General features: G+C 74.2%; 14 protein-coding genes. 3 read left to right on the forward strand and 11 right to left on the reverse strand.

Features of this window, described 5'->3' with window-relative positions; translation table 11 throughout:
* The first annotated feature begins 173 nt into the window (after positions 1 to 173).
* Positions 174 to 929, forward strand: a complete 756-nt coding sequence (locus V4F39_RS01285; protein WP_332287533.1) for an IclR family transcriptional regulator — start codon at positions 174 to 176, stop codon at positions 927 to 929.
* Positions 930 to 1,002: 73 nt separating this feature from the next.
* Here the strand turns inward: V4F39_RS01285 and V4F39_RS01290 are convergent, their stop codons facing one another.
* The gene (locus tag V4F39_RS01290) at positions 1,003 to 1,764 is read right to left on the reverse strand and encodes an SDR family oxidoreductase (RefSeq protein WP_332287422.1); all 762 of its coding nucleotides are present in this window, start codon (positions 1,762 to 1,764) and stop codon (positions 1,003 to 1,005) included.
* 23 nt (positions 1,765 to 1,787) lie between these two features.
* On the reverse strand, positions 1,788 to 3,221 hold the full coding sequence (locus V4F39_RS01295) for an aldehyde dehydrogenase family protein (protein WP_332287423.1): 1,434 nt from the start codon (positions 3,219 to 3,221) through the stop codon (positions 1,788 to 1,790).
* Positions 3,222 to 3,372: 151 nt separating this feature from the next.
* On the opposite strand from V4F39_RS01295, the gene V4F39_RS01300 reads away from it, so the two are divergent.
* Entirely contained in the window at positions 3,373 to 9,843 is a 6,471-nt protein-coding gene (locus tag V4F39_RS01300; RefSeq protein ID WP_332287424.1) for a response regulator, read from the forward strand.
* A 13-nt stretch (positions 9,844 to 9,856) separates the two neighbouring features.
* Here V4F39_RS01300 and V4F39_RS01305 read toward each other — a convergent pair whose 3' ends face one another.
* The 6 genes from V4F39_RS01305 to V4F39_RS01330 all read right to left on the reverse strand — a co-directional run bounded on the left by V4F39_RS01305 (position 9,857) and on the right by V4F39_RS01330 (position 15,327).
* Positions 9,857 to 10,591, reverse strand: coding sequence for a serine/threonine-protein kinase (locus tag V4F39_RS01305; protein ID WP_332287425.1), 735 nt, complete (start codon positions 10,589 to 10,591; stop codon positions 9,857 to 9,859).
* 103 nt (positions 10,592 to 10,694) lie between these two features.
* Positions 10,695 to 11,966, reverse strand: coding sequence for an NAD(P)/FAD-dependent oxidoreductase (locus V4F39_RS01310; RefSeq protein ID WP_332287426.1), 1,272 nt, complete (start codon positions 11,964 to 11,966; stop codon positions 10,695 to 10,697).
* A gap of 10 nt (positions 11,967 to 11,976) precedes the next feature.
* Entirely contained in the window at positions 11,977 to 12,321 is a 345-nt protein-coding gene (locus V4F39_RS01315; protein ID WP_378235133.1) for a c-type cytochrome, read from the reverse strand.
* 38 nt (positions 12,322 to 12,359) lie between these two features.
* Entirely contained in the window at positions 12,360 to 13,274 is a 915-nt protein-coding gene (locus tag V4F39_RS01320; protein ID WP_332287427.1) for a LysR family transcriptional regulator, read from the reverse strand.
* Between the two features lie 97 nt (positions 13,275 to 13,371).
* Positions 13,372 to 14,058 (reverse strand): Vgb family protein, encoded by a 687-nt coding sequence (locus tag V4F39_RS01325; protein ID WP_332287428.1) that lies wholly within the window; start codon positions 14,056 to 14,058, stop codon positions 13,372 to 13,374.
* 48 nt (positions 14,059 to 14,106) lie between these two features.
* A complete protein-coding gene (locus tag V4F39_RS01330) occupies positions 14,107 to 15,327 on the reverse strand; it encodes a helix-turn-helix domain-containing protein (protein WP_332287429.1) in 1,221 nt (406 codons plus the stop codon).
* A gap of 89 nt (positions 15,328 to 15,416) precedes the next feature.
* Here V4F39_RS01330 and V4F39_RS01335 point away from each other — a divergent pair, with 89 nt between their 5' ends.
* Positions 15,417 to 16,286, forward strand: coding sequence for an alpha/beta fold hydrolase (locus V4F39_RS01335; protein WP_332287430.1), 870 nt, complete (start codon positions 15,417 to 15,419; stop codon positions 16,284 to 16,286).
* 48 nt (positions 16,287 to 16,334) lie between these two features.
* Here V4F39_RS01335 and V4F39_RS01340 read toward each other — a convergent pair whose 3' ends face one another.
* The 3 genes from V4F39_RS01340 to V4F39_RS01350 form a co-directional block, all read right to left on the reverse strand.
* Entirely contained in the window at positions 16,335 to 16,973 is a 639-nt protein-coding gene (locus V4F39_RS01340; RefSeq protein ID WP_332287431.1) for a glutathione S-transferase family protein, read from the reverse strand.
* 65 nt (positions 16,974 to 17,038) lie between these two features.
* A complete protein-coding gene (locus tag V4F39_RS01345) occupies positions 17,039 to 18,652 on the reverse strand; it encodes an MFS transporter (RefSeq protein ID WP_332287432.1) in 1,614 nt (537 codons plus the stop codon).
* Positions 18,653 to 18,671: 19 nt separating this feature from the next.
* Positions 18,672 to 20,267 (reverse strand): PepSY-associated TM helix domain-containing protein, encoded by a 1,596-nt coding sequence (locus V4F39_RS01350; RefSeq protein WP_332287433.1) that lies wholly within the window; start codon positions 20,265 to 20,267, stop codon positions 18,672 to 18,674.
* Between the last annotated feature and the right edge of the window lie 2 nt (positions 20,268 to 20,269).

Consider the following 20,269-nt stretch of genomic DNA (forward strand, 5'->3'; position numbering starts at 1 on the left):
CATCGTTGTCTCCGTGGCTTGTTGCGCGAGGGTCTCTCGCTGCTTGGTTTGGCGCTACTCTAGGGCGGTGTATCAAGCCATACAACAGCGTTGCACTGGCTGAAACGGAGGACCGATTGAACAGGGGTGGTTCGAAGAGCGCTCAGGCATTTGAAACGGACTCCCAGGCCGCCATTGCCTGGGCAGATCCGAAGCCCGGCGCCGGAGCGACCGTCGCGGTGCTTCGAGCACTGTCCTTGCTGGGGGCGTTTCAGCTGGGCGAATCACAGCTCTCCCTGGCCGAGTTGAGCCGCAGGTGCAACATGCACAAGACGACGGTGCTGCGCATGGCGCGCACGCTCGCACGTGCCGGATACACGGTTCAACGCGACGATGGCACATGGCGGCTGGGTCCCGCCTGCGGGTGGCTCGGTGCGCGCTATCAAGCTGGCTTCGACGTGCAGAACGTCGTTGAGCCAACGCTGAGGCACCTGTCGCGCATCTCCGGGGAAAGCGCAGCCTTCCACGTTCGTGAAGGCAACGCTCGCACCTGTCTCATCCGCGTCGAAGGTCCGCAGGCGCTGCGCCACCATGCGCGGATGGGGGAGGCACTGCCTCTGGACAAGGGTTCACCCGGCCGTGTCATCCTGGCCTTCTCTGGCGAGGCCGGCGAGATCTACGAGACCATCCGCGCCCGCGGGTACCACTTCACGCTGGGAGAGCGGGACAAGCACGTGTCAACGGTTTCCGCTCCCGTGTTCGGCCTCAACTGGCGCTTGCTCGGGTCTGTCTGCATCGTCGGGCCGATCTCTCGCTTGCCGCAGACGAGACTGCGGCGGTTGGCGAAAGACGTCATGGCCGCCGCCAACGAGTTGTCGTTCAGCCTGGCGGGCGAGAGATCACCGGATACGCCGCGGGTCATCTCCAAATGGCATCCAGCCGCCAAATAGGTTCCGTCGTCGGCAACGCATCGATCTTGCATCGCCTGCCGGCAACTTGGGACTTCCGCATGCCCCGGCCCGGCTACACGCAGCGCGCCCCGTCCACCTCGATGCACACGCCCGAGATGAAGGCAGCCTCGTCGCTGGCGAGGTAGAGCGCGGCGTTGGCCACGTCGAGCGCCGTCGAGAAGCGGCCGAGCGGGATGGTCGCGAGGAACCTGGCGCGGCGTGCCTCGTCGACCGGCCCGCCGGCAAACTCGGCCGCGAGCCCGGTGTCCGGGTTGAAGACCGGGTTGATGCAGTTGACGCGGATGTTGTCCGGCCCCAGCTCGGCGGCCATCGACTTGCTCGTCGTGATCACCGCGCCCTTCGAGCCGTTGTACCAGGTGAGGCCGGGCCGCGGCCGGATGCCGGCGGTCGACGCGATGTTGATGAAGCTGCCGCTGCCTTGGCGCCGCATCACCGGCACCGCGTGGATCGCCGAGAGGTACAGGCTCTTGACGTTGATCGCGTAGAGGCGGTCGAAGTCGGCCTCGTCGACCTCCAGCATCGGCCGGTTGCGGTGGGTCCAGCCGGCGTTGTTGACCATCACGTCGAGCACGCCGTAGCGGGCCACCGCGGCGGCCACCAGCGCGCGCACCTCCTCGGTAAGCGTCATGTCGGCCCGGCAGAAGATCGCGGTGCCGCCGGCCGCGCCGATCTCCTCGGCCACGCGCCGGCCTTCCTGCTCCCGGATGTCGTTGACGACGATCTGCGCGCCTTCGGCGGCCAGGCGCCGGGCGATGCCCTCGCCGATGCCGCCGCCCGCGCCGGTGACGATGATGGACTTGCCTTTCACACGCATGGGTGCCGTCTCCTGGTCGAAGGTCAATCGTGCCGGATGGCGATGGTCTTGAGCACGGTGAAGCCGTACAGCGCCTCGAACCCCTTCTCGCGGCCGTGGCCGCTGGCCTTGACGCCGCCGAACGGCAGCTCCACGCCGCCGCCCGCGCCGTAGTTGTTGATGAACACCTGCCCCGCGCGCAGCCGGCGCGCCATGCGCAGCTGGCGGCCGCCGTCGCGTGTCCACACGCTGGCCACCAGCCCGTACGGCGTGCCGTTGGCGATGCGCAGCGCATCGGCCTCGTCGTCGAAGGGCATCGCCGCCAGCACCGGACCGAACACCTCCTGCTGCGCAAGCCGGTGCCCGGGCGGCACGTCGCGCAGCAGCGTCGGCGCCTGGTAGAAGCCGCCCGGCGGTGCCCCGGGGTCGATGCGGCCCTGCGCCACGACCGCGATGCCGTCGCGCCGCGCCTCGTCGATGAAGCCGGCCACGCGGTCGAGCTGCGAGCGGCGGATCAGCGGGCCGCAGTCCAGGTCCATCGCGGCGCTGCCCACGCGCAGCGCCGAGAAGGCTTCGCCCAGCCGCGCCAGCACGGCCTCGTACACGCCGCGCTGCACCAGCAGCCGGCTGCCGGCCGAGCAGGTCTGCCCGGCGTTCTGCACGATGGCGTTGACGACCACCGGCAGCATCGCGTCGAGGTCCGCATCGTCGAACACGATCTGCGGCGACTTGCCGCCCAGCTCCAGCGTGACCGGCGTGTGCTGCCCGGCCGCGGCCTGCACCACCGCCTGGCCGACGGCCGGCGAGCCGGTGAACGACAGGTGGTCGATGCCGGGATGGCGCACCAGCGCATCGCCCGCCTCGTGCCCGAGGCCGGTGACGATGTTCAGCGCCCCGGGCGGCAGGCCCGCCTCGGCCGCCAGGGCCGCCACGCGCAGCAGCGACAGGCAGGCGTCCTCCGCCGGCTTGACCACGCAGGCGTTGCCCGCCGCGAGGGCCCCGCCCACGCTGCGGCCGAAGATCTGCAGCGGGTAGTTCCACGGCACGATGTGGCCGGTGACGCCGTGCGGCTCGCGCAGCGTCAGCACGGTGTAGCCGTTCTGGTAGGGCAGGGTCTCACCGTGCAGCTTGTCGGCCGCGCCGGCATAGAACTCGAAGTAGCGCGCCACCGCGGCGGCATCGGCGCGCGCCTGCTTCAGCGGCTTGCCGCAGTCGCGCGCCTCGGTCGTGGCCAGGCCTTCCGCATCGTCCCGCAGCCGCTGCGCCAGGTGCTGCAGCAGGCGCCCGCGCTCGGCCGCGGCAAGGCGCCCCCAGTCGCCTTCGAAGGCGCTTCGGGCCGCCTGCACGGCGGCATCGACATCGGCGGCATCGCCGCGTGCGATGGCCTCGAAGGCCTGTCCGTCGGAGGGGTCGACGACCGGGATCGATGCGCCCGAGGCCGGGGGCACCAGGCGGTTGCCGATGAAGTGCAGCTGCATGCCGTTGTCTCCAGGGTGTCGCGCAGGGATCATAGGGGTCAGGCAACAAAGCCGGGCGCAGTGCGCGCCCCATGTCACGGCGCAGGCAGCAGGTCGACTTAAACTGTTTCAACACGTACGCGGTTTCAGCGCGGGCGGGAGTCCAAGCACGATGGGTCATGTCGATCGCCAGCCTCGCCCTCCGGATGCCGCCGACGCCTCGGCCGCAGGCGACGCCGCTTTCGTCAAGGCCCGGCGCCCGCTGTGCGAGACGCTGCGCTACACGCTCCATGCGGCGCTGTGGTGCGCCCCGGCGCAGGCCGACATCGGCTGCATCGTCAAGTCCGTACGGGCCGACCGGCCCAACGCCGCCGCGGCCGCCAACCTGCGCACCGAAGCCCAGCTGCTGAAGCTGCTCGGGAGCGTGCCGGGCTTGCCCCGCCTGCTGCGCGCCGAAGCGCACGGCGCCGAGATCGTGCAGACGCTGGCGCCCGGCGCGAACCTCTACGCCACCCCCGCGGCGCTGCTGCGCGACGTGCCCGCCACGCTGCGCCTGGGCGTGGCGCTGGCCCGCGTGCTCGGCGCGGTGCATGCCGAGCGCGTGGTGCACGGCGACCTGAGCCCGGCCAACGTGATGTTCGAGCCGGCCACCGGCATCGTCACGCTGATCGACTTCGGGGATGCCATCGCGCAGAGCCACGTCGACCTCGACTTCGCGCACGCGGCCCGGCTGGCCCGCACGCTGCCCTTCAGCGCACCCGAGCAGACCGGCCGGCTCGGCCGGGGCGCCGACTACCGCGCGGACCTGTACTCGTTCGGCGCGGTGCTGTATTGGGCGCTGACCGGCCGCCCCCCGCTGCCCCACAGCGATCCGCTCGACCTGCTGCACGCGCTGCTCACGCAGGCGCCGGAGCCGCCCGAGCGGCTGAACCCCAAGGTGACGCCGACGCTGTCGGCCATCGTGCGGAAGCTGCTGGCCAAGCAGCCCGAGCTGCGCTATCAGTCGGCCCACGGCGTTGCCGAGGACCTGCAGCGCTGCCTGGACGGCGGCAGCGGCTTCGAGCTGGGCCTGGCCGACCACCGCGTCGCGCCGGCGCAGCCGTCCCGTCTCTTCGGCCGCGAGGCCGAACTGGCGGTGCTCGAAGGACTGCTCGAGGCGCAGGCCGGCGGGCCGCGCGTGGCGCTGGTGCGCGGCTTTTCGGGGGCGGGCAAGTCCTCTCTGGTGCGCGGGCTGTATCCGGCGCTGGGCCGGCGCAACGGCGTCTTCGCCGGTGGGCGCTACGACGAGTTCCAGCGCCTGCAGCCCTTCAGCGGCCTCGTCGACGCGCTGGGCGAGCTGTCGAGCCACTGGCTGGCGGAGCCGCCCTCGGTGCTTGCTGGCCTGCGCACACGCCTGCTGGCGGCCCTGGGCTCCAACGCCGGCCTGCTGGCGCAGTTCGCGCCTGGCTTCGCCCGGGTGCTGTGGGCGGATGGGCACGGCCCCGGCGAGGGCGGGCATGCCGGTGTCGAGCCGCCCAACCCCACGCTGCGCCTGCAGCAGGCGGTGGGCGCGGTGCTCGGGGTGGCGCGCGAACGCGACGTGCCAGTGCTGCTGCTCCTGGACAACCTGCAATGGGCTGACCTGGGCTCGCTGGAGCTGCTGGAGTACCTGGTGCGCGAGCACGGGGCTGCGCCGCTGCTGGTCGTGGGCGTGTACCGCGACAACGAGGTCGGCGCGGCGCATCCGCTGGCCGCCGTGTTGCGGCGCTGGCGCGAGGCCGGCGTGGCGATCGCCGACGTGGTGGTGGGCGACCTGGAGCCGCAGGCGGTCGCGGCGCTGGTCTGCGATGTCCTGGCCGGCGATGCCGCGCAGCCGGCGGATGCGGCGCCGCTGCGGCCCCTGGCCGACGGCCTGCACCGCCGCACCGGCGGCAATCCGTTCTTCGTGCTGCAGTACCTGCAGCAGTTGTTCGATGCCTCCCATCTGCACAGCCGCAGCGGCCGCTGGTACTGGGATGCCCGGGCGCTCGATGCGCTGCCGGGTTCGGAGAACCTCGTCGCCGGCCTGATGGAGCAGTTCCAGCGCCTGCCGCCGGAGACGCTGCAGCTCGCCGGCGGCTGCGCGTGCGCGGGCGGGCTGATCGATCCGTCGACGATCGCGCAGGTGATGGAGGTGCTGCCGCAGCAGGTCGACGATTGGCTGCTGCCGCTGCTGCGGCGCGACGTGCTGCTGCCGGTGCACGCGGCCGAGGAGGGCGCGCCGCGGCGCCTGCGCTTCTGCCACGACCGCATGCAGGAGGCCGCGCTGGGCTGCCTCGGCGAGGCGGAGCGCGCCCGCTGGCACCTGCGGCTGGCGCGGGTGCTGCACCCGCAGGCGGCGGACGACGCGGGCCGGCGCTTCGTCGTGGCGCACCACTACATCGCGGCGCTGGCGCTGCTGGACGACGGCGAATGCCCTGCGGTGATGGAACTGCTCACCGCGTCGGCGCGCACCGCGCTGCAGGGCGGTGCGTTCGACGGTGCGCAGCGCTTCATCGAGGCCGCGCTCGCCCTGCAGCCGCGCAGCCCCCCGGACGGCCTGCAGCGGCTGCGGCTCGACGTGCTGGCGCACCGTGTGCTCTGCGGCCTCGGCCGCGACGCGCAGGCCGATGCGCTGTTCGCCACGCTGGAGCCGCGCTTCGAGCTCGACCGCGCCCTCGTGGTCGAGGCCGTCGGCCGGCAGTGCGCGCTGCTGGGCAGCCGGCTGCTGCTGCCCGAATCCACCCAGCTCGCGCTGCGGTATGCCGCGCGGCTCGGGCTCGACGTGCCGGCCGACGACGGCTGGCGGAAGGCGGCCCGCGACGAACAGGCCGCGTTCTACGCGCTGATGGCGCAACGGGGCGTCGAGGTCTTCGACGGCTTGCCGGCGATGGCCGACGACTCGGTGCGCATGGCTGCCACGCTGCTGAGCCGCGCGGCGACCAATGCGCTGCGCTGGAGCGCGCCGCACTGGCTGTGGTGCAGCCTGCGCGGCGTGCGGCTGGGGGTGGCGCACGGCTGGCACCCGGAGCTGCCCACCGTGATCAACGGCGCCGCCGGTTCGCTCGACACGCGGCGCGCGGACCATCCCGCCATGGCCTACCAGCTCGTGCAGGCGTCGCTGCGCATGCTCGCGCGCGAGTCCGATCCGGTGGGCCTGGCCCGCGGGCGGCAGCTGGCCGCGACGATCGGTCTCTTCTGGTTCGACCCGCTGCCGCGGGTCATCGCGTTCTCGCGGCCGAACTTCCGCACCTTCCTGGAGGCGGGCGACCGGGAGTTCCTGCCGTACTACACGATCCCGACCTCCGAGATGATCCTGGAGACGGCGCCGACGCTCGACGAGTTCGCCGCCGAACTGGAGGCCGCCATCGCCCCGAGCGCCGCCTGGGGCGACGACTATGGCGTCACGATGCTGCAGCCGTACCGGCAGTTCATCGCGGCGATGAAGGGCCGCACGCGGGCGCCCGGGAGCTTCGAGGACGAGGTCTTCGACGAAGCGGCACTCCTCGCGGAGTACGGCACCAGCATGCGCGGCCCGATGCGCTACGGCACGCAGCGCGCCATCTCCGCGGCGATCTTCGGCGACTGGGCCGGCGTGATGCACTACATCCGCATCGCCCATGCCTCGAACGGCCTGCGGGGGCGCACGCACATCGACGTGCTGGCACGCTGGGTGCACGCGCTGGCGCTGGGCAAGTCGCTGCTGGGCGCGGGCGAACCGGTGGCCGACCGCGAGGCCGCGCGCGGCGAGCTGGCATCGCTCACCGCGTGGCTGGGCCGCTGCGCCGCGGGGCAGCCCGAGAACTTCATGCACATGCACCAGCTGGCGGCCGCGCTGCAGGCCTGGGCGGCCGGCGACTTCCTCGCCGCGGTGCCGGCCTTCGCATCCAGCATCGCCGCGGCGCGCCGCCACCGGCGGCCCTACCACCTGGCGCTGGCCTGCGAACTCGCGGCGGAGTTCGAGGCCGCGCACGGCCTGGACGGCTCGGCGCACCGGCTCGCGGCCCTCGGCGCCTACGAGCACTGGGGCGCGGAGGGCAAGGCCGCGCTGCTGCGCCAGCGTGTACTGGCGATGAGCGTGGTGGAGGGTGCGCAATCCGCCGCGATGTCCACGCTGCCGATCACCTCGGCCTCGCAGGGCATCGACGTGGTGGGCATCACGCAGGCGGCGCAGCAGCTCGCGCTGGAGCGCAACCCCGAGAAGCTGCCCGGCCTGCTCTTCGACCTGCTGCGCCGCTACGCGGCCGCGGAGCGGGGCCTGTTGCTGTGGCGCGAGGGCCCGCGCTGGCGGCCGGGCGCGGGCTTCGACGCGAGCCGCCAGTGGGTGGACTTCTCGCTCGACGAAGTGGAGGCCGCCGAGCGCACGGCCATCGTGCCGCCGCTGGTGCGCAACTACCTCACCCAGGCACAGCAGCCCGTGCTGCTGCAGGATGTGGCGCACGATCCGCGCTTCGGCCGCGATCCGCAGGTCGCGGCGCAGGGCATCCAGTCGATCGTCGGCCTGCCCATCCAGCTGCGTGGCGACACCGTGGGGCTGCTCTACCTCGACAACCTGCGCGCTCCCACGCGGCTGGAGCCGCAGCAGATCGACACGCTGCGGCTGATCGGGCTGCAGTTCGCCGTGGCCTACGAGAACGCCTGGGTCCACCGCAGCCTCGAGACGCTGGTGGCCGAGCGCACCGCCGACATCCAGCGCGAGCGGCGCCTGTTGCAGACGGTGCTCGACGGCGCGCCGGCGGCCATCGCGCTGAAGGACGCGCAGGGCCGCTACCAGCTCGCCAACACGCGCTATGCGCAGATCGTCGGGCGCCCCGTCGCGCGCCTGCAGGGGCTGTACGCGGCCGACGTGTGGCCGGCCGAGGTGGCGCAGCGCTCACGGGCGCAGGACCTCCAGGTGCTGCGCGAAGGCCAGCGCCTGCGCAACGAGGAGTGGCTGCCGGTCGGCGGCGGCCAGCGTGTCTACCAGGTCAACAAGTTCCCGGTCTTCGACGACGACGGCGTGGCCTGCGCGGTGGGCAGCATCGCGATCGACGTGAGCAGCCTGCACGAGGCGCGCCGCGCGGCCGAGGCCGCCACGCAGGCCAAGAGCGCCTTCCTGGCGAACATGAGCCACGAGATCCGCACGCCGATGAACGCGATCCTCGGCATGGCCCACCTCGCGCTGGAGCCCGGCGTGCCGGCGCCGCAGCAGCGGCACTACGTGCGCAACGTGCAGCGCGCGGCCAAGGCGCTGCTGGGCGTGATCAACGACATCCTCGACTTCTCGAAGATCGAGGCCGGCAAGCTCGAGGTCGAGCGCATCGCCTTCCCGCTGCGCGACGTGGTTGCCAACCTGGCGAACCTCGTGGGCCTGCAGGCGGATGCGAAGGGCCTGGAACTGGTCTTCGAGGAGCCGGCGGGGCTGCCAGCCATGCTGATGGGCGATCCGCTGCGGCTGGGGCAGGTGCTGGTCAACCTGTGCAGCAACGCGGTCAAGTTCACCGAGCAGGGCCATGTGTCGGTGCGCATCGAGCAGTTCGAGCGCACCGGCGGCGCCGCCGTGCTGCGCTTCAGCGTGGCCGACACCGGCATCGGCATGACCGCGGCGCAGCAGGCGCGCCTGTTCCAGCCGTTCGAGCAGGCCGACGCCTCGATCTCGCGGCGCCACGGCGGCACCGGCCTGGGCCTGGCCATCAGCCGCCGGCTGATCGAGCTGATGGGCGGCACGCTGGCGCTGGAAAGCGCGCCGGGGCAGGGCAGCCGCTTCTTCTTCGACCTGCGCTTCGACCTGCCTGCCGACGCGCCCGCCGGCCCCGACACGCTGGCCGAAGGCCTGGCCGGCCGGCGGGTGCTGGTCGTCGACAGCCACCTGGTGGCGCGCCAGGCGCTGTGCGCGACGGCGGCGACGCTGGGCATGGAGGCCGAGGCCGCGGCCGACGGCTGGGACGCGATGCGTGCCGCCACCCTCGCGCAGCAGGGCCGCCGGCCCTTCGACGCCATCGTGCTGGCGGCCAGCCTGCCGGGCCTGGGCGGCGTGGCCGTCGCGCAGGAGCTGGCGGACGGCGCCCACGCAGGCCCCTTCGTGCTGACGGCCGGCCCGGGTGCCGGGGAGGCGACGCTGCGCGAGGCGCAGGGCCTGCTGGCCAGCGGCTGCGAGCTGCTGGTCAAGCCCGCGACGCGTGCCACGCTCGCCGACGCGCTGCGGCGTGCCCTCGGCCTGCAGGTCGAAGGCGCCGACGCGTCCGGTGCGGGGGCCGATGCCGTCGCCGCGGCGCGGGACCGCCTGCGCGGCACCCGGCTGCTGCTGGTCGAGGACAACCTGATCAACCAGGAACTGGCCATCGCCCTGCTGCAGGACGCGGGGGCCGAGGTGGCGGTGGCGGGCGACGGCCGCCAGGCGCTGGAGATGCTGGAGCACGGCGAAGGCGCGTTCGACGCGGTGCTGATGGACTGCCAGATGCCGGTGATGGACGGCTACGAGGCCTCGCGCCTCATCCGCGCGCAGGCCCGCTGGCACCGGCTGCCGGTGATCGCGATGACCGCCAATGCGATGTCGGGCGACCGCGAGCGTGCGCTGGCCGCAGGCATGGACGACCACATCGTCAAGCCGATCGACGTGGACGCGATGTTCGCCACGCTGGCGCGCTGGGTCGGCCGCGCGCCCTGACGCGCCCGCCGCTTCAGCCGCCGCCCGGCGGGGCGGCGCCGGGGTGCTGCAGCAGCGCCCTGGCCGCCTCGATGCGCAGCGCCATCGCGACGCTCTCGTCGTTCATGACCCGCAGCAGGAACCGCCGCGGGTCGTCGGTGGCCGCTGCGTCCGCGGCGGAGGCCGCCGGGGCCGCCGCTTCGCCCGTGCGCGGCGGGGGGGCGCCGGGGCCGAGCTGGTCGAGCGCAGCGCGGAACGCCGCCGGTTTGATCGGCTGCAGCCCGCGCAGCAGGGCGGCCTGGCCTTCCTCGTTCGGCGGGATGTCGAGCCACGGGGTGTCGTCGAACACCGGCGCCAGGTCGGGCGCGACGAAGGCGGACCAGCGGCCCTCGTCGTCCCGGCAGGCCGGGACCGGCAGCGCTTGCGGCGCGGAAGGCGGCGCCGACGCGTCGGGCGCCTGCAGCAGACGCACGCGCCCGGGCGCGACCTCGGGCAGGAAGCGCCGTCGCAGGCCGTCGAGGAAGGCCGGCCCCTGCGCGGCCGGGACCGGTTCCGCGAGCGAGAACCACAGCTGCAGGCCGTCGGTGCCCGAGACGGCGATGGCGGGTGCGGGCAGCGCCAGCTCGTCCTGCACGCCGTGCCAGACCCGGGCCAGTTCGTTCCAGGCCGGCGGGCGCGCCAGCTCCATCACGATCGCGCGGACGCGGTCCGCAGGGGCCTGCGGCAGCGGCAGGTAGAGGCGGTGCAGTTCGGACTGCAGTGGGTTCATGGCAGGGTGCGGCTGGACGGGGGAAGGGGGAAGGGGACTCTACCGGCTGCGGCCGTCAGTCGCCCGCGGCGGCCAGGCCGTGATGCCCAGCGACCAGGGCAGCTCACTCCAGCATGTCGGCCCAGATGTTCTGCGCCCAGGCCAGCGCGAGCCGGCCTTCGGCGGCCGAGCGCGCGGCCGAGACGCCGCCGGAGCCGGGCACGGTCTTGAACGTGCGTTCGTCGTCGGCGTACGCATGCACGCTCGCGACGTGGATCGCCTCCTCGGCACCGACGAAGCTGTAGCAGGTGTTGGTCAGCATCGGGCCCGGATCGGGTTCGAGGCCCGCGAGCTCGGCCACGATGGCGGCGGCCGCCACCTTGGCGTGGGCGTTGGCCATGTGGCCCGACTTGGGCATCAGCGGCGCGGCCTGGATCGCATCGCCGATCACGTGCACGTGCCTTGCCGCGGTCGATGCGAAGCTGCGGAAGTCGACGCGGCACCAGCGGCCGTTGGCGTTGGCCAGCCCGGCCTGCACCGCCAGCACGCCGGCGCGCATCGGCGGCAGCACGTTCAGCACGTCGGCGGCCACGTCGTCGTGCACCGCGAAGCGGATCGTGCGGCGCGCACCGTCCACCGCGGCGACCTGGTGCTGCGGCCGGTACTCCACCATCCCGCCGTACAGCTCGCGCCAGGCCTGCTTGAACAGCGGGCCCTTGGAGGTGACGTCGTCGTTGGCGTCGAGGATCAGCACCTTCGAGCGCGGCTTGTGCACCTTCAGGTACGCCGCGACGACGCTGGCCCGCTCGTAGGGGCCCGGCGGGCAGCGGTAGGGGGCCTCGGGCACGGTGATCGCGAAGACGCCGCCGTCGCGCATCGAGGCGAGCTGCCGGTGCAGCGCGGCGGTCTCGGGGCCCGCCTTCCAGGCCTGCAGCGCCAGGCCGTCGGCCTGCGCCTCGGCCAGGCCCGGGATGTCGTCGAACATCAGGTCGATGCCGGGCGACAGCAGCAGCTTGTCGTAGTGCAGCGGCGCGCCGCGGGCGAGCCGCAGCGTACGGGCCTGCACGTCGACCGCGGTGGCGGTGTCCTGCACCCGCGTCACGCCGTGGCGGGCGTGCAGCGCGGCGTAGGGCCGCGTCAGGTCGGCGAGCTGCCGCAGGCCGCCGACCACCAGGTTCGACAGCGGGCAGGAGACGAAGGCCGGCTGCGGCTCCACCAGCACCACGTCGAGCGCCTGGCCCGACAGCAGCCGCAGGTACTTGGCCGCCGTGGCGCCGCCGAAGCCGCCGCCGACCACGACGACGCGTGCCGGCGCCCCGGTGCGCACGGCCGCGCAGCCCGCCAGCGCCGCCGCGCCGCCGGCCAGGAATCCACCGAGCACGAGCCGCCGGCGCATGCCTGCTCCGTCAGCGGCCGCCGCGCGCCGCGAAGTAGCCGGCGAGGGCGCGGACCTGCTCGTCCGAGTAGCCCTTGCTGATCTGGTGCATCACCGTCGCCGGCCGTGCGCCGCTGCGGAAGGCCAGCATCTGCGCGGCGAAGTAGTCCGCGGGCAGGCCCGCGAGCCGCGGCATCTCGCCACCGGCCGCGGCCTGGCCGTCGGTGCCGTGGCAGGCGGCGCAGCTGGCGGCCAGGCTGCGCACGCGCAGTGCCTGGGCATCGACCTGCGCGCCCGCCGGCGCGGCCAGCCCCATGGTGCCCGCCAGCAGCGCGAGGGCTGCCGCAGTGCGGCCGGCGGGATGGGAGGCGGGCATGGCCCAGGAAGTTTAGGCCGCGATCCAACCGCTCGGGCTCACCAGTTTCCCTCGTCGTCCGCCCGGTGCGGCGCAAAGGCTTCCAGCAGGCAATCGACCAGCACGCGTGTCTTGGCCGGGAGGTGGCTGCGCGTGAGGAAGACGGCGTAGATGTCCGCCGGCGCCAGTTGCCATTCCGGCAGTACCGCCTGCAGCCGGCCGGCGCGCAGCAGCGGGGCCGCCTCCCACAGCGAGCGCACCACGATGCCGTGCCCGTCGAGCGCCCAGCCCAGCACGCATTCGCCGTCGTTCGAGGCCAGCGGCCCGCGCACCTTGACCGTCTCGGCCTGCGAGGCCGTCTTCAGGTGCCAGGTGCCGAAGGTCTCCTCGTGCTCGCGGATGAACAGGCAGGCGTGCTGCGCCAGCGCCCGCGGCGAAGCCGGTTCGCCGGCGCGCTGCAAATAGGCCGGCGATGCGCACAGCACGCGCCGGTTGCGTGCCAGCAGCCGTGCGGTGAGCCGGGCATCGGGCAGTTCGCCGAAGCGCAGCTGCAGGTCGAAGCCCTGCTCGACCAGGTTGACCGGCCGGTCGGTCAGGTGCAGCTGCACCTCGACGTCCGGGTACTGCCGCGCAAAGGCCGACAACGCCGGCGCGACGTGCCGGCGGCCGAAGCCGAGCGTGGCGCACACGCGCACCAGGCCCTTCGGCGCCACCCGGCTGCCGGCCACCGTGCGTTCCAGCGTGTCGAGGTCCTCCAGCACCCGGGCGCCGTCGGCAAGGTAGATCTCGCCTTCGGGCGTGAGGCCGATGCGCCGCGTCGTCCGGTGCAGCAGGCGCACGCCCAGGCGGCGCTCGATCGCGGCCAGCCGTTTGCTGACGGCCGGCGGCGTGACGCCGAGCTGCTGGGCCGCGGCGGCGAGGCTCCCGTGCTTGACCAGCAGCGAGAAGAAGGCGATGTCGGAGAAGGCGTCCATGCAGGGCGGGGGCGGCCGGCCCCCGGGGTTCGTCCGCCGGGCTCTGGGAGGCGGCCCGGCAGGGACCCGAATGATGGCCCGAACGCCCTGCGGCCGTTCAACGCCCCTGCCGGCGGGGACGCTTCACGGCGCGGACCTTGCCGCTCGGCCCGCCGCCGCAGTAGAAGAGGCCGGCCCCGTCGGACTCGAGGCCGCTGACGGCGGTGCCGGCGGGCATCTCCAGCCGCTCGAGCACGGCGCCGCTGTCCGGGTCGATGCGGCGGATGTCGCTGTCGTCGCCTTCCCACGTGCCGTGCCACAGCTCGCCGTCGACCCAGGTCACGCCGGTCACGAAGCGGTTGCATTCGATGGTGCGCAGGATGGCGCCGGTCTGCGGGTCGATGCGGTGGATCCGGCGGTCGCGGTACTGGCCGACCCACAGGCTGCCTTCGGCCCAGGCGAGGCCCGAGTCCCGGCCGCCGCCGGGGGCCGGGATGGAGGCGAGGATGTCGCCGGTGGCGGGGTCGATCTTGTCGATGCGCGCCTCGGCGATCTGGTAGAGGTGCTGGCCGTCGAAGGCGGTGCCGGCGTCGCCGGTGCGGTCGAGCGAACGGGCCACCGTGCCGGTGGCCGGGTCGATGGCGAGCAGCCGCGGGCCGGTCGCGGCCCACACGTGGCGGCCGTCGTGCGTGATGCCGTGGATGAGCTCGGCGCCCTCGAAGGGGCCGTACTCGCGCACGATCTCGGCGGCACGGGCTGGCGGCGTGGTGGCCGCCCGGGGCTGGAGGTCGGTCAGAGGGGTCATGGGGTCTGGCTCCGTCCGGCGCGTCGAAGGTGCGCCGCCGGGGCCAATCTACGTGAGCGGCAGCGCGGCGGGGAGTAACAAGATCGTCGTGAATCCGGCCAGGGGCGGCGAGAGCCAGCGCTGCGCCCGCCCTCGGCCGATGGCGCGCACCCGCCCGCCGGCCTCCAGCTCGGCGAGCGCGCGCTGCACCGTGCGCTGGCTGGCGCCCAGCGCCAGCGCCAGCGCCGACGTGGACCAGGCCGCCCCGTCGGCCAGCAGGGCGAGCAGGGCCGCCGGCTCGCCCTCGATGGGCGGCACCAGCACGACAACCTCACGCGCATCGCCCACCGCCAGCACGAAGCCGCGCGCGCTGGCCTCGACACGCGCCAGCGGCGCGACCAGCGCGCGCAGGCGGCTCATCTCGACCCGCAGCCGGGCCCGGTGCGATTCGTCGGGCCGGCGGGTGCGGAACACCTGGGCGATCAGCGTCTCCCGGTCGACGTCGCCGGGCCAGGCCTCGGCGAGCGCACGCGCCAGTGCGAACAGCACCGGCCGGCGGGCCAGCGGCGTCCAGGCGGGGCCGGCCCGCAGCCCGCGGCGGCAGGCGTCGACCACCAGGGCGCCCGAGGCCAGCAGCGCCTCGACCCCGGCCAGGCGCAGCGGCCGGTCGTCGCCCGCCTGCAGGCGCCGCGCGGCCGGCCGGTCGAGCACGCCGCGGGCCTCCGCCACTTCGGCGGCGAGCGCGGGCACGCCTGCGCGTTCCGCCGCCGCATGCGCGCGCACCAACGCGGCCTCGGCGGGCACGGTGCGCAGCGAACGCAGCGCGACCTCGGCCTCTGTGAGCGCCGCCACGGCCTGCAGGGCCGGCGGCAGCCCGTGCACGTCGAGCCCCGCGAGCGCCGCCGCGGCCTCGCCGGCGCGGCCGAGCAGCAGGAGGCGGCGCACCGCGATCAGCCGGGCCTGCTGCGCATTGGCGCGGTCGGCGTGCGCCTCGAGCACGGCCGATGCGGCCGCCAGCGCGCGTGCCGGGCTGCGCAGGTCGCGCATCGCCAGCGCCACCTCGGCTTCGGCGACGACGCAGCGGGCGCGGGCCAGCGCCTCGCGGCTGCCGAAGCCGCGCGCGGCGCGGCGCAGGAGTTCGCGGGCGCGGGGGTGTTCGCCGAGCTGCGCCATCGCCACGCCGCGCAGCGCAAGGGCCGGCGGGTCCTGGCGCAGGCTGACGCGCTGGAGGGCGCCGAGCACGTCGCCGGCCGCCAGCGCGCGCGCCGCGGCCGTGATGAGTGAGTCCATCGCCGCAAGGGTACTTCGCGCCGGCGCCCGGACGGCGGGGGCCCGGGGACCGAAGGCGAGAATGCCGGCTTTCCCGCTGTTGCCCCTGCATGACCTCCTTCGACACCTGGCCCTTTCCCGTCGCCACGGCCGCCGACGTCGCCACCCTCGAAGCCGCCGCCGACGTGGTGCACACGCCGTGCGGCGACGGACGCATGACCTGGCACACCTGGGGCGACGGGCCGGCCGTGGTGCTGCTGCACGGCGGTGCCGGCAGCTGGACACACTGGGTCCGCACCATCGGGCCGCTGGTCGCTGCGGGCCGGCGCGTGCTGGCGGCCGACATGCCGGGCTTCGGCGATTCAGCCGAGCCGCCGGACGGCCACGACGCCGACGTGCTGCCGCGCTGGATCGCCGAGGGCCTGGCCCGCTTGGCGCCCCGCGAGCCCTTCGACCTCGTCGGCTTCTCCTTCGGCGGCCTGGTGTCGGGCCTGCTGGCCGCCGGCGGCACCTGCCCCGTGCGCCGGCTGGTGCTGGTCGGCGCGCCCGCGTTGTCGGCCGAGACCATGCCGCCGCTGCCGCTGCGCGTCTGGGAACGGCTGCCGCCCGGCGAACGGCGCGACGCCGTGCACCGCCACAACCTGGGCGTGCTGATGCTCTCCCGGCCCGATGCGATCGACGACCTGGCCGTCTCGCTGCACGCCGCGAACATCGTGCGCGACCGCATGCGCCGGCGCCGGCTGATGCGCACGGACCTGCTGCTGCGCACGCTGCCGCACATCGGCTGCACCGTGCAGGGCATCTGGGGCGAGGAAGACGCGCTCTACCGCGGGCGCCTGGACGTCGTGCGCCACGCCCTCGCCCAGGCGCCGCGGGCCGGCGCGCCGGTGTTCATCGAAGGGGCCGGGCACTGGGTGCAGTACGAGCGGCCCGAGGCCTTCAACCAGGCCCTCGCGCGGGCGCTGGACGCACCCGCCTGAAGGGGCCCAGCAGCCCCGCGGGCCGGCTGGCGCCGGCCGGTGCTGCGTTCAGCGGGGGGCGGCTTCGGCCAGGGCGCGTTGCACCGCAGGGCGCTGCGACATGCGCTCCTGGTGGGCCATCAGGCGCGGGAAACGGCCGGTGTCGACGCCATCGCCTTCCAGCCAGCTGGCAACGGTGTAGAGGTAGGCATCGGCCACGCTGTAGCGCTCGCCCAGTGCCCAGGGGCCGGAGAGGCCTTCTTCCAGCAGCTGCGCGCAGGCCGTCATCGTCTGGGGCACCTTGGCACGCATGGACTCGAGCGCGGCGGGATCGTCGGCCCAGCGTGCGCCGCGGAAGCGGTGGGCGTGCGCGACGTGCACGGTCGATGCCAGGTAGCCGTTGAAGGCCTGCAGCTGCGCGAAGGCGTAGGGGTCGTCCAGCGGCGCGAGGCCCGCCTGCGGGAAGGACTGCGCGACGAAGGCCAGCAGCGCCGGCGTTTCGGTGATGACGCCCTGCGGCGTCTTCAGCGCGGGCACGCGGCCCTTCGGGTTGACGGCCAGGTACTCCGCGCTCTGCTGTTGCTGGGCCTTGAAGTCGAGCACGACGATGTCGACATCGGCGCCGGCCTCGCGCAGCGCGATGTGGGTGGCCAGGGCGCAGGTGTTCGGCGCGGTGTAGAGCACCCAGCGGTTCGTGGGAGGGGTCATCGCAAGCTTCTCCTTCGTGTGTTCTGTCGGTGGCCCGCGATCATGCCCGGCCCGCAAAGACCGCGTCAGCGCTCGACTTCCTGGCCGATGTAGCGCGAGACCTTGGGCGGCGACTCGCCCCGGTGGAAGGCCAGCCGCCGCGCGCGCAGCGCCACCTCCACCGCCGTCACGCGGTCGAAGCGGCGCAGGTGCTCGACCCACGACTCGTCGACGTAGTACTCCAGCCAGCGCCGGGGGTCGGCATGGTCGCGGAAGAGGCCCCACGACAGCGCGCCCTGCTGCAGGCGGCTGCGGCGGCTCTCGCGCATCAGGTCGGAGAAGGCATCGGCGTCGGCGGGGTCGATGTCGTAGGCCACGGTCACCATCACCGGGCCGGCGTGGGGGTCGATGTCGAGCGCGGGGGTGGGGCTGGCCCACACGCGCTGCGGCGTGAGGTCGTCGTCGGCGAGCGACTCGACCCGCTTGCCACGCAGCAGGACGAGCAGCACCAGGCCCGCGGCCGCCGAGGCCAGCAGGCTGCCGCGCAGGCTGCTGAGGCTGGCGACCTGGCCCCACAGCGCCGCGCCGCCGGCGCTGCCGGCCATCAGGGCCGTCTGGTAGGTCGCCATGCCGCGGGCGCGCACCCAGTCGGGCAGCGCGAGCTGGGCCGACAGCGTCAGCGAGTTGGCCACCGAGATCCACCCGGCGCCGGCCAGCGCCATGGCCGGCGCGGTGAGCCACAGGCTGGGCGAGAGGGCGACGATCACCGTGCCGATCGCGTTGGCCAGCGTGCCGTGGAAGATGAGGTCGTCGCGCGTGAGCTTCTCGCGGATGCGCGGCAGCATCAGCGCCGTCGCCACCGCGCCGCCGCCCATGCAGGCCAGCAGCAGCGTGAAGGTGCCCGCGCCGCCGCCCTGCGACTGCTGCGCGACCAGCGGCATCAGCGCCAGCAGCGCCGTGCTGTGCAGGAAGAACACGAAGATGCGCAGCAGGATCACCCGCATGCGCAGCGACTGCGACACGTACTGCACGCCCACGCGCATCGCGCCGACGAAGCGCTCGCCCGGCAGCGCGCTGGCGCGCGGCGTGTTGCGCCACCGCCAGATGATGCCGGCCGCGCCCAGCGACAGCGTCGCGTTGAGCGCGAACACCCAGGCGCTGCCCAGCCCGGTGAGGATGGCGCCGGCCAGGATGGGACCGGCGATGCGGGAGGCGTTCATCGCGATCGCGTTGAGCGCCATCGCCGAGGTCAGCTCGTGGCGCGGCACCAGCTCCGGCACGATGGCCGCGAACACCGGCCAGCGCATCGCCAGGCCGATGCCGTTGGCGAACACCAGCAGCAGCAGCAGCGGGGCGTTGAGCGCGCCGGCGAAGGCCAGGACGCTGAGCAGCACCGCGGTGCTCGCCACCCAGAGCTGCGTGAACATGAACCAGTGCCGCCGGTCGACGATGTCGGCCATCGCGCCGCTGGGCAGGCCGAGCAGGAACACCGGCAGCGTGGCGGCGGTCTGCACCAGCGCCACCCAGACCGGGTCGGGCGCGAGCTGCGTCATCAGCCAGGCCGCGGCCACGTCGTTCATCCACATGCAGACGTTCGCCGTCACGGTGGCGATCCACAGCATGCGGAACACCGGCCGGGACAGCGGCGCGAGCGTGCTGGCGCGGGGCGGGAGGGGCGGCGGCGGGGCGTCTGGCGTCATGGGGCGGGAACCGCCGACTTTAGCGCCCGGCCCGCCCCAGGGTCGATGTGGGAACTGCGGCTTCGCTGTTGCGCGGCGTGTGCTGGTGTTCCGCGGCTTGGCGCCGGCGCGGCTGCAGCGGACGCACGAGGCGGCGCCAGCCCACCACCACGCCGGTGAGGCTGAGCGCGGCGCCGCCCAGGCTGAGGGCGACCAGCACCGCATCCCACAGCGGCCGGCGCTCCAGCAGGGGCAGCCAGTCCCAGCTGTGCAGCATCGCGAACAGCCAGCGGCTGGTGCGGCGCAGCGTGTCGCTGCGGCCGATGACCAGGCCGGTGTGCGGATCGAGGTGCACCCAGGTGCCCGCGGCATCGCCGAACACGACCCGCAGCGCGGGCAGCGGCTTGTCGGTGCCGCCGGTCATGGTGTGGGCGGCCCGCGCGTAGTAGTGGGTGTCGTAGGCGGTGAGCCACTCGGTGCGCACGACCGGCGCGCCGACCAGCGCCGCGGCGGCGGCCCGCAGCGCCTCTCGGTCGACCGACGCGGGGCGGGCCTGCGCGGCGTCCAGCACGAGCGGCCGGCCGGCGGCCGGCTGGGCGAGCACGCGGTCGGCGCCGAGGCTGCGCACCCACCGCAGTTCCCGCACGCCGGGGCCGGCGGCCGCCAGCAGCGCGGCGGGGGCGGTGCCGAGCGCCTCGGCCTGCAGGCGGCCCTCGTGCATCGCCGCCTCGCGCAGCGCGGGCGCGCCGCTGTCGAACATCCGCAGCGGGTTCATCGACATCAGCCCGCTGAAGATCCAGGTGAGGGTGACCGCGGCGAACAGCAGGCCGCTGACGTGGTGCCACCGCATCAGCGCGCCGGGGTAGGGCGTGCGCGCGCCGCTGCGGTACGGCCGGCCGAAGCGCCAGCGCATCAGCCCGACCACGGTGCCTGTGATCGTGAGCGCGATGCCGGCGACCGACAGGCCGTTGACGATGTCGGCCCACCAGCGGTCGAACAGGTTGCCGCGGAACGGGTAGAGCCAGTGGATCCATGCGCCGGCGTAGTTCCACCCCCGCTCGGCCGAGGTGGCATCGCGCACCACCTCGCCGGTGCGGCTGGAGACGTAGAGCCGCGTGCCGGCGGCATCGCCCACCTGCACGACGTGCAGCGGGCGGTGCGCATCGAGCGCGCGGGAGTGCGTGAAGGCGTCCTCTCCGATCGAGCCCTGGTGCGCCAGCGGCACGCCGGCTCCGGCGTACGCCGCCGCGCTGGCCAGGGCGCGGTCGCGGTCCGCGGCCGGCAGCCGTTCGCCGCTGGCCGCGTCGATGACCACCGCGGCCGGCCTGCCGCGGCGCGGGCCGGCCGCCTCGTCCGCGGCGGTTGCGAGGTACACCGCGCGCCCGCCGCTGGCCGCGGCCAGCCGCAGGTCTTTCAACGGGCCGGCGACGCCGGCGGCGGCAAGCGCGTCGCGCGGCGCCAGCCAGCCCGCCGCGCCCTCGAGCACGGGCAGGTGCTGCAGCCGCTCGGCCTCGGTGAGCTTGGGGTAGCCCACGTACATCATCACCACGCCCGAGACGAACCACATCGCGAAGAAGGCGCACAGCAGCACGCCGAGCCAGCGGTGCGTGAGGAAGAGCCAGCGTTTTGCGCTCACCG

The organism is Aquincola agrisoli (assembly GCF_036621135.1).
Classification (GTDB): domain Bacteria; phylum Pseudomonadota; class Gammaproteobacteria; order Burkholderiales; family Burkholderiaceae_C; genus Aquincola; species Aquincola agrisoli.